General features: G+C 47.4%; 9 protein-coding genes and 1 tRNA gene. 2 read left to right on the forward strand and 8 right to left on the reverse strand.

Features of this window, described 5'->3' with window-relative positions; genetic code table 11:
* Positions 1-82 precede the first annotated feature (82 nt).
* Entirely contained in the window at positions 83-865 is a 783-nt protein-coding gene (mazG, locus tag JW984_07375; protein ID MBN1572998.1) for a nucleoside triphosphate pyrophosphohydrolase, read from the forward strand.
* A gap of 34 nt (positions 866-899) precedes the next feature.
* Positions 900-1,226 (forward strand): hypothetical protein, encoded by a 327-nt coding sequence (locus JW984_07380; GenBank protein MBN1572999.1) that lies wholly within the window; start codon positions 900-902, stop codon positions 1,224-1,226.
* A gap of 4 nt (positions 1,227-1,230) precedes the next feature.
* On the opposite strand, the gene JW984_07385 is transcribed toward JW984_07380, so the two are convergent.
* From JW984_07385 to JW984_07420, 8 genes are all read right to left on the reverse strand, one after another.
* A complete protein-coding gene (locus JW984_07385; GenBank protein MBN1573000.1) occupies positions 1,231-2,625 on the reverse strand; it encodes a pentapeptide repeat-containing protein in 1,395 nt (464 codons plus the stop codon).
* 138 nt (positions 2,626-2,763) lie between these two features.
* The gene (locus tag JW984_07390) at positions 2,764-3,546 is read right to left on the reverse strand and encodes a GNAT family N-acetyltransferase (GenBank protein MBN1573001.1); all 783 of its coding nucleotides are present in this window, start codon (positions 3,544-3,546) and stop codon (positions 2,764-2,766) included.
* Between the two features lie 178 nt (positions 3,547-3,724).
* Positions 3,725-3,799 (reverse strand) — tRNA-Glu (locus JW984_07395).
* A 183-nt stretch (positions 3,800-3,982) separates the two neighbouring features.
* On the reverse strand, positions 3,983-4,933 hold the full coding sequence (locus JW984_07400; protein ID MBN1573002.1) for a hypothetical protein: 951 nt from the start codon (positions 4,931-4,933) through the stop codon (positions 3,983-3,985).
* Between the two features lie 106 nt (positions 4,934-5,039).
* Positions 5,040-5,987, reverse strand: a complete 948-nt coding sequence (locus JW984_07405) for a hypothetical protein (GenBank protein MBN1573003.1) — start codon at positions 5,985-5,987, stop codon at positions 5,040-5,042.
* A 480-nt stretch (positions 5,988-6,467) separates the two neighbouring features.
* Positions 6,468-7,418, reverse strand: a complete 951-nt coding sequence (locus JW984_07410; protein ID MBN1573004.1) for a lysophospholipid acyltransferase family protein — start codon at positions 7,416-7,418, stop codon at positions 6,468-6,470.
* Positions 7,419-8,939: an AMP-binding protein gene (locus tag JW984_07415; protein ID MBN1573005.1), complete on the reverse strand. Its 1,521-nt coding sequence runs from the start codon at positions 8,937-8,939 to the stop codon at positions 7,419-7,421.
* Between the two features lie 463 nt (positions 8,940-9,402).
* Positions 9,403-9,924 (reverse strand): helix-turn-helix transcriptional regulator, encoded by a 522-nt coding sequence (locus tag JW984_07420; protein ID MBN1573006.1) that lies wholly within the window; start codon positions 9,922-9,924, stop codon positions 9,403-9,405.
* Positions 9,925-10,152: the final 228 nt, after the last annotated feature.

The raw sequence follows: 10,152 nt of genomic DNA on the forward strand, positions 1-10,152 counted from the left end.
TTGGAAATCAAGTCATTATTTTTTACCTTGCCTTTTTCGATTATCTGTCCTATCTTAGTTGAGTTAGATTTCAGGGAGACAGATGAATTTCTACGGACTGGTTGACCTGATGGCGAGGCTCAGGTCTCCCGAAGGGTGCGCCTGGGACAGGGCGCAGAAGATCGAAGACCTGAGGCCCTATATAATGGAGGAGGCGATGGAGCTCGTCTCCGCCATCGATTCGGGAGACGAGAAAAAGATCAGGGAGGAGCTGGGAGACCTCCTCTTCGAGATAATCTTCGTGACGAAAATCGAGGAGGAAAAAGGGTATTTCAAAATCGATGACGTGATCTCCGCCATAGCCGAGAAGATGATCGAGCGACACCCCCACGTCTTCGGAGATGGCTTTGCTGACGGAAAAGCCCCCACGAAGGAGGAGGTAAACAAGAGGTGGGAAGAAATCAAGGCCGAGAAGAGGGGAGGGGGGTCGGTCCTCGACGGCGTCTCCGAGGAGCTTCCCGCACTATTGATCGCCGAAAAATACGGCAGGAGGGCGAGCGACGTCGGCTTTGATTGGGAGGATGTGCCGGGCGTTATCGAGAAGATCGAGGAGGAGATAGCCGAGCTCAAGGGGGCGAAGGCCGAGGGCAGCCAACCCGAGGTCGAGGAGGAAATGGGCGACCTCCTGTTTTCGGTCGTAAACCTCTGCCGGTTCCTCGGTGTCAACGCCGAGCTCGCCCTGAGGGGCGCAAACAAAAAGTTTTCCAAGCGCTTCAGGGAGGTCGAAAGCATCCTGAATACGAGGGGAGTTCCGGTCAGTGCGATGAAGGATATGTCAATCGACCAGCTGGAGGAGCTCTGGCGGGAGGCGAAGGATAAAGAGTAGATGTTCAAATTACGGATAAATCCGGGAGATTGAAATGAAAAGAAAATATATGTCGGCGTTGCTCTCCGGCCTACTCTACCCGGGGGCGGGCCAGATTGCAAATAAAGAATATCTAAAGGGGGGCTTTATCATCTTTTTGTGCACGGCCCTCTTTGCCGCATTTATGTGTATCTTGATTATGGGCTACGTCTCGGCGTTCAGCGACAAGGAGATGTTTTACGGGACGGCGTTTGATTTTTTGTTGGAAGGATTGAAAAGAAGCGGGCAGCCGCTGCTTCTCTCCATCCTGGGGCTGGTCGTTGTTTGGGTCTATGCAATAGCCGATGCCCTGATCTTCGGAAGCGACGCGGACGAGGCTTGAGGGCTCAGTCCTTCGTCCGCCTGAACTTGCGGTTCATGGCGAGGAGGAAGAGGGTAATAAAGAGAAGGCCGCAAACGTTTTCCAACAGTATAACAAAATTCGTTATATTGCTCAGGGGGACTAAACCAGTGTCGAAGCTAACACTTAAATATTTTCCGAGTGCAAGGTTGCTCAGGCTGAAATAGAAAGTATTGACAATATCCTCCCAGTTTAAATTCTTAATAAAATCTATTATATTGAAAAAGTTACATTCAAGAGGGCGGCTTGGATCCTTATATTTTAAACCTGACAGTAGATATAGAGGAATAAAAAGGAAAGGAGTCAATAGTATCCAAAGAAACGCCATTATCGGCTGTTCGCCATAAAGAGAAATGTATTTGTAGAAAAATAACATTAATCTGGTTATAATACTCTCTCTTGTCCCCTTTTTTCTCATCTCCATTGCGCCCACGAAGAAGTCTCCCGCCTCGTGATACCTGCCGGTTTTTTCGTAGTTTAAGCGAAGTTGATTATAAATATTTTGTACTTCATAGTGTTCGTTTTCCTTGTCTTTATAAAAAATCCCCGTCTTTTTTAATAATCTCTTGAAGAAACCCGTTTGAAAAGATTCGTCAAAGAGCATGTTTCTTCTTGTAAATCCTCTGGACTTTCTCCAGAAAACTTCTTTAAAATTTATCTTTTCGACATTTGCTCTGTTAAATCTCACGTTTTTAAGATTAACACCATCAAAAGTAAGATTTGCTTTTTCTCCAAATTTATAAAAATTACTAAAAATTGCTTTAGATTTATCTTCAAAGATTTTTTTTGTGAAAAATACATTGACTTCTTTGGAAAGTATTATCTCACCGAAATAAGCTTCTCTAAAGAATTTTGCATCATAGAAATCTACCCATCTAGAAAAAGTCGCTCCTCCAAAGTAAGCATTTTTAATAAATATTGTTCCCCAGAAGTTAGCACCATCTGAAAATGTCGCATCATTAAAATTCACATTATCATAAAAAACCGTTCCCAAGAAAATAGCAACTCCATTGAATATTACATCCCTGAAATCAGTCTTACCAAAGAAACTTGAACGCATTAGATCGGCGTCTCCCATAAATTCAGCTTTCCAGAAATTAGCATTTTTAAAATCGAAACCTCCGATTTCTACTCTCAAATTTTCAAAGTCCAGACTCTTTGGAAATATAAAACCTATGAATTCATGATCACCCGATTCACATTTTTTTTTAAATTCTTTATAAAATTTGTTTACTTTTTTATTATCTTGCCTGCTGTGGAATATGCAATATTTTTTCCCGTTATCATCAGGTTTTTTTATTGAATTATGGGGACATTTATACTTTACAAATCCCTTTTCTTTTGAATGCCAATACTCCTTTTTATACTCGCACTTCGCCATTTCTAAAACCGCCCTAAATTATTATTTAGATATATACGAAGTATATCCAATGCGGATGGAGGAATCAACAACTTTTTTAGTTGGGATAAAAGGATTTTGCCCCGCCCGTTCGCAATGGACGGCCCCGGGCAAGACCGCCTACAGCTTTTTAAGCCTCTTTTTGATCAGCTTCACGATCTTGTCGTAGGAGGGGGGCGGGCCGGTGTTGACCGACTTCCCGTCTATGAAGAGGCCGTCGGCGATCCCCCACTCGTTAAGTACATCCCGGTTGGAGGTGTCGAACTCCTTGAAGACGACCCTGTCGCCTAACTCCTCTGCGGCCCGCTTAGCCCGCTCGTAGGTCGTGTTCTGGCCAGTGCACCAGCCGTTCACGAACGACGTCACCGTGACGACGCCGGGCGCCGTCGGCGGCTTCTTTTTCCTCTTTATCCATCTTGGGGGAGAGGCGTCCCTTTCAAACGATTTCCACAGGAGGACGGCCATCCCGTCCCTGTCGGCCTTTGAATATCCATGCTTCTTGAACCAGGAGGCCTTCATCCAGACCGGAATCGCCAGGCCCCACGCCGCCATCCCCTTGGCGCCGAGTTCTTTTGCGTCCGCCTCCGCCGCCTCGATCAGCGCCCTCCCCATACCCTTCCCCTGGATGTTTCCCGGTCCCTGCTTGTGGCCGTGCACCCATATGCAGTTTATGAAGTAGAGGCCGCTCCCCTCGATGAAGGATTCCTCTATCGGCAGGTACTGTATCATCCCGCCGACATTGCCGCCGTCGTCCACCGCCAGCTTCACGCGGAGGCCGCGCCCCCGCGTCTTGTCGAACCACTCCTCCTTTTTAGGAACGCCCTCGATTATCTCGTCCGACCATTCCTCGAGGCAGCAGAGGTACAACCGCTTGTGCTCATCGTTAAGGTCGATAACCTTCATCTCCGAGTCCTCCCGCTATTGAGTATCTATCCTTATACTTCCGTTAAGTTCAAATTGTCAAGGGGATTATTGTTTTGTCATAGGAGGGTTTTCTTGAAGGAGGTCAGGAATGGATTTCAATATGGACCAAAAAAAGGGCCGGCAACATTATTTTATTTTGCCGGCCCGGCTTGGGCTTTGGTAGTCCCAACGGGGATCGAACCCGTGTCTCCGGCGTGAGAGGCCGGTATCCTAACCGCTAGACGATGGGACCGCGCTTTTTGGCGAGCTTTTTGGATATGTAATCAATTAATCTACTACAGATTCTATGTTCTTGTCAACGAAAAATATTAAGAAGGGTTGGATTTATTTCATGGCCCGCGGGAACCTTGAGTGTAAAAGTCAGAGATACTCGTGTGATGAAATCTCGAAAGAAAGGGGTACGAAGGCGCGGCCGTTAATCCTCTCCTAAAGCCGGATCGTCCTCGTATTTATAGGCCCGCTTCCACCTCCTGTGGACCCACCACCACTCTTTCGGGTTCGCAAGGATTATCTCCTCCAGCTCCTCGTTTATCCTCTTCAGAATGTTGTAGACGTCTTTCTCTTCATCAGATGTCAAATTGATCTTGAGCGGCTTTTTGACGACTATCGTGTGATCCATCCAGCCGTTTCGCCTCATATACATGGGAAGTACTGCGGCGCCTGTTTCGGCGATAAGCTCGGCGGGCCCGGGGGGCATCGTGGCCTTTACGCCGAAGAACTCGACGCCGACGGCCCTCCCCCGTGTGTCCTGATCGAGGGCCACCCAGAGTATCTCCCCCTTTTCGAGCGTCGATTTGGATCTTGCCGCCGCCTCGTTTCTCGGCTTTACCGGAATAACCTTCAGCTTGATCTTTTCCTGGAGCCTCCGAACGTAGTTTTTGACCCTCTCGTCCTTCGGCTCCTTGTACAGGAAGGATATCGGATAACCCCTCAGGGAGAGGGAGCAGAGGAGGAGCATGAAATTGCCCACGTGGCTCCCTACGGCAAGGACGCCCCTCCCGCCTTCGAGGGCCTCCTTGAGATATTCTTCCCCCTCGATCGGTATCTCCTCGGCCACTTCAAAAGGGGGTCTCAGGTAATATCCGAACTCCAAAAACATCCTGACAATGTGTTTGATGCTCGACCTCGCTATCGCCTTGAGCTCCTTTCGGGTGAGTTTATCCCCGTAGACGAGCCTCAGGTTTCTCATCGCTTGAAATCTCAGGGAAAGGCCGAGCATCCAGATGATAAGGCCCGTGGCCTCGGTCAAAAAGATGACCAAAAAAGCCGGCATCTTGAAGAAGAGGTAAAAGACGCAGATTGAGATATAAGATAAAATATACTTAAATGGATTGAAGGCTTTCTTTTTTCTTTCTTCGTTCTGCATGGCTTTTGGGCTCAATATCTACTGGTTATTGTAGTCTACTATTTATCGTAAGCTATTAGCTATCGTAAGCGAAAAAACAGCTCAACTTTGAACGGGACAGGGGCTGTTACTGGTATTTATACGAATTCTTCCACCTGTTGTGAATCCACCACCACTCCGTCGGATTATCGAGGATCATCTCTTCGATTATTTGATTCACTACCTTTAGACCGGAGTAGGTGTCCTCATCCATATTTCCGGTGGTCTCAAGGGTGAACGGCTTTTTTATGGTTATTTTGTGTTTGAGCCAGCCGAGACGCTTTATGGTCATGGGAAGAATCATAGCATTGCTCCAGAGGGCCAAAACCGCCGGCCCCTTGGCGGTCGAGGCCTTTACGCCGAAGAACTCCACGCCGATACTACCCTCCCTCACGTTCTGGTCGGCGGCAATCCACAATATTTCCTTCTTTTTTAAGACCCTGAGGCTAAACTTTGTGGCCCTGCTTCTCGGTTTTACCGGAATCGGGTTCAGGTTTAGATTCCTCATAAGCTTCCAGAAATGGCCGGCAAAGCCCTTGTCCATCGGCTCCTTGTAGACGAACGATATTGGATATCCCTTGATTGTAAGGGCTGTAAGCATCAGAAGAAAATTCCCGGTGTGGCTTCCGAGGGCCACCACCCCCTTGCCGTTCTCCAGGGCCTTTTCTATGTACTCTTCCCCCTCGATATCGATGTCTTCTACAATTTTCAGATAATTTTTCATGATAGGCGGGCATTCAAGGAAGGTCCTGATGAGATTTTTCATGCTCTCCTTTGCGATCGCCTTTATCTCCTTTTCGGTCAGGGAGCTTCCGTAGACGAGCTTCAGGTTATTGAGGGCAACCCTTCTTAAACTGGTCCCGAACAGCCAGATAAGAAGGCCGAAGAGATCCGCCCCTTTCCTTATTACCGGCTCCGGGAGTCCAATCATGATCCAAAACAGGGGCTTTGCGGGCCAGGAGTAGATTCTTCTGGTGAAGGCCTTGATTTTCCTCTTCAGGTGGTATGTCCTTTTAGACCTCTTCTTTCTTGACATCTCTCTTCACTTGACTCCGTTTTTCTATTCAGAAACCGAAAATGGAAACAGGGGCGTAAAAAAATGCAAATTCTCAATTGCCTCAATAGAGTCAATTTATGATTTATATATCTGCAGTTTACAGATTTTCGGATAATTTTTAAAGGGGAAAGTGGTGATTTGATAAAAAAATAATGGGATAGGTCTATAATATCCTGTATCTAAAATATTTTATAAGATCAGGGCAATCCGCGTATTCAATATAGGCCCACCCCTGCCGGAATGGCATCTAATGAAAATCCTAAAAGACCGCCGACTTTTTTTTAGTTCATTTCATTTCAGGTCTTTATTTAATCGAGAGTCTCTCCCGGCATAAGACCACAATCCCGTTGTTATAGTATTATAGGCTAAAACATTTTTTGCAAACGGGTACGTTCGACCTGTTTATATTGTACCTATTTCCCCATCGTCCGGGTCTGCGGCAAAACAATTTTTTAGTTACTACGACATCTCCTTCGTTTCCTCGTCGCTGTATCTGTATGCCCGCTTCCACCTCCTGTGCACCCACCACCACTCTTCGGGATTTTCGGTTATCTCCTCTTCGAGCACCCCGTTCATCCGCTTCAAGTTTTTGTAGATATCCATATCCTTGTCGCCGGAATTTACGAGCTTTACCGGCTCCTTGACGATCAGGGTATGTTTCAGCCAACCCTCCCTTTTCGCGTAGATCGGGAGTACCGTTGACTCCGTCCTCTGGGCCAGGATAGCCGGCCCCCTGGATGTGCCGACCTTTACGCCGAAGAACTCGACCCCGATGTCTCCGAACTTCGTGTCCTGATCGAGGGCGAGCCACAACATCTCTCTGTCTCTCAATGCCCTGAGGGACCGCTTTGTGGCCTCGCTTCTCGGCTTGACGGGTATGGGTTTGAGCCCGAGGTTTTTGTTCAGCTCCCTGACGAAATCCCTGAAATTCTCGTCTTTGGACTCTTTTAAAATATAGTGAAGGGGATATCCCTTCTGAGCGAGGGACAAAATCAATAGGAGGAAGTTGCCCACGTGACTTCCGAGGATCAGGATGCCCTTATCTCCTTTCAGCGCCTCTTTGAGATGATGCTCTCCCTCGATCGGCGTATCTTTTGTTGTATAACTGGGTCTTATGATAATCGTGAGCTCCGACATCATCCTTACGATGTTTTTCATGCTCTCCTTTGCGATTATCTTTATCTTATCATCGGAGAGGGTGTTCTTGTAGGCAATTCGGAGGTTTTTTATCGCCATCCTTTTTAAGGGGAACGCAAAGTTGGCAAAACCCCAGGCTATTATCTCGGATAACACGCGAATCCACGACTCCGGAACCTTGAGCAACAGCGCAAAGATCGGTCTCACCGGCAGGGCCGCTATCTTATTGAAATAGGATTTGACAATCCTCCTCGGCTTTCTCTTTCTGGTCATTTATGCAAAGGACTCGGTTAGGGTTTTTTTATCAACCTTCCCGGGTCCCACAAGGGGAAGGGCGTCGATGAATTTGACCATCTTTGGAACCTTATAGTCCGCTATCCTCTCCCGGCAGTGTTTCATGACCTCCTTATCGGTCAAGTCGATTCCCGGCCTCTTTACTACGACCGCCGCCAGTACCTCGCCCCGCTTTTCGTCCTGTATCCCCAGAACCGATGCCTCCATTATATTCTCGTGGCCTAGGAGGATGTTTTCCACCTCCGCCGGAAATACGTTAAGCCCCCCTGTTATTACTATTTCGCTGGAGCGGCCGAGGTGATAGACGAAGCCGTCTTCATCGATCCTTCCGAGGTCGCCCGTATGGAACCAGCCGTCCTTGATGCATTTCGCCGTCTCTTCCGGCTGCTTGTAGTAGCCCTTCATCACCTGGGGTCCGGATACCACGATCTCGCCCAGCTCGCCCTGCTTGACCTCGTTTCCGTCTTCGTCGACGAATTTCATCTTTACGCCGCCCACGACCTTGCCGATGGAGCCCATCTTTTCATCGGCGTATTTAAGGGGAAGGAGGGTCAACAGCGGAGACGTCTCGGTCAGGCCGTATCCCTGGATAACCTTGAGGTGCGGTATCCTCCGACGGTACTCCTCCATCAGCTTCTTAGGCACGCTCATCCCCATCATCGACACGTATTTCAGCGATGAAAGGTCGTAGCTCTCCAGCTTGGGATCGGCGAGCATCATCTGCATTATCGGAGGCACGCTGTTGAAAAGCTCGACCTTCTCTCTCTCCACAGTCTTCCATACTGTATCCGGGCGCCAGCTTTCAAAGATGACGAGGCTGTTTCCGAATATGAGCTGGTTGTTGACGAGGATCGGGCCCGTTATGTGGCTCATCGGGAGGATAACCGCCATTACGGTGTTCTCGGTGTTGTACTCGGGGATTATCTCGTGCAGAGTGTTCGGGAAGAGGTCCAGATGTCTGTACTGGAGGATGACCCCCCTGGGCCTCCCGGTGCTTCCGGAGGTGTAGAGATAAAGGGCCTCGTCCTCCTCGGATGTCTCCGCGTCCGGCTCCTTTGGATCGCCGCCGGACAAGAACTTCTCGTAATCAATGTCCGGAGCCTTCTCCCCGTCGCCGATGAGCACAATCTTTTCAACCGAGGGATAATTATCCCCCGCAGCTTTTATGGCTTTCAGCATGTCCACCGTAGTGAAGATCATTTTAGCATCGGAGTCGATGATAATACTCTTGAGCTCATCGCCCGATGTGCGAAAATCTATGGGGACACAGATTACGCCTATCGAGGTTGCGGCAAGGTATATTTCAACAAATTCCGGTATGTTCGGGAGGTAGACGAATACCTTGTCGCCCTTTTTTATTCCCGATGCGGTGATTTGCGATGACAGCTTAAAGGCCCTATCCTTGAGCTGTTTGAAGGTGATTCTCCTGTCACCGTAAATAAGGGCCGTTTTGTCGGGGAGCCTGCCTGCCATCTTATTTAATTGTTTCTTGACGTTCATAGCTTATCCTCTAAAACTTTTTCTATTAAAAATTTATTATAAGCCGGATAAGCCATAAGTATAACCTAAAAAGTTGGAAAATTCCATAAAAATTTTCTATTTTTCGATTTTTCAGTAACATTTTTGGTTTTTTTTGTATTCACGGTGGAACGTTTAGGGAATTAGATGGGTCTTATGCCTAATTACAAAAAGAGAACGATCAAAGGCAACGGAGAATGGACTTTTTAAAACCTTCCCTACAAGAGATGCCGACTGCGGCATTAATCGATTTTTTGAAAAAACTCGCCCCCTTGGGAAACTGGAATCCGGATGGGTATGAAAAGCCCTCGGATTGGATAAAACTAAGCCTTTGAATCGGCCTTGATTAAGGCGCTATTGTTATGATGGAAGAGATACATGTCCACGTTCTATTATGCGGGTTCCCTTTTAAGCCCATTCGTAAGGCCACCTGCGGGGAGCTGAATTATTTGCCCTTTAGGGATTCGATCAAGTCCTTTAAGAACTCCAGCTCGGTCTGGGCGAGTCTCCTGTTGTGAGAGTAGATTACCTCTTCGCTGCTCTTGGGATCTTTGCCCCTGGCCTCCTTCTCGGAGCGTTTGAGGATGTAGATGAGCTTTCTCAATTCCTTGGATCTGTTGGATAGGTGTTCGATGGCTTCGTCGGGTTCGAGAAGGTCAATGAAATAAAGGGAGATGTCGATATTCAAAAGCGGCCTCTTGTTGTTGTTCATATTGTCAATGAGGAGATTTTTCAGCTCAAATTCCCCCTTTTTTGTCAGAGAGTAGAGGTTCTTTTGGGGCCTCTTGGAGTCTGAGACGGATTTATGGATCACACAACCATCCTCTTCCAGTTTATTCAGCGTGTAGTAGATTGAGGTGTTGTCAACGTTAATGAGATTGGTAAGTTCCTTTTCGATAACCTTGCGAAGCTTGTATCCGTGGTTGTCTCCCCGCATAAGGAGTCCCATAAGCACGATTCTAAGCATTCTTCTTTCCAATAAAAGGTTAAAAAAAGTACCTTGGAGTTAACTTGACATCTTTTTTATCTCCCTTTAATGGGGCCGCAACCTGTTTATGTGTCTGTTATTGTGCATATCTTCTTGCGGATTGGGGAGATGGAAATAAAAATATTTGGGAATTATAAACGATTTTCCACCAAATTAGTTAGATAAGAAACTACAATTTCGAATATATCATCATTATAACGGTTATTA

This window comes from Candidatus Zymogenus saltonus, assembly GCA_016929395.1.
GTDB classification, from domain to species: domain Bacteria; phylum Desulfobacterota; class Zymogenia; order Zymogenales; family Zymogenaceae; genus Zymogenus; species Zymogenus saltonus.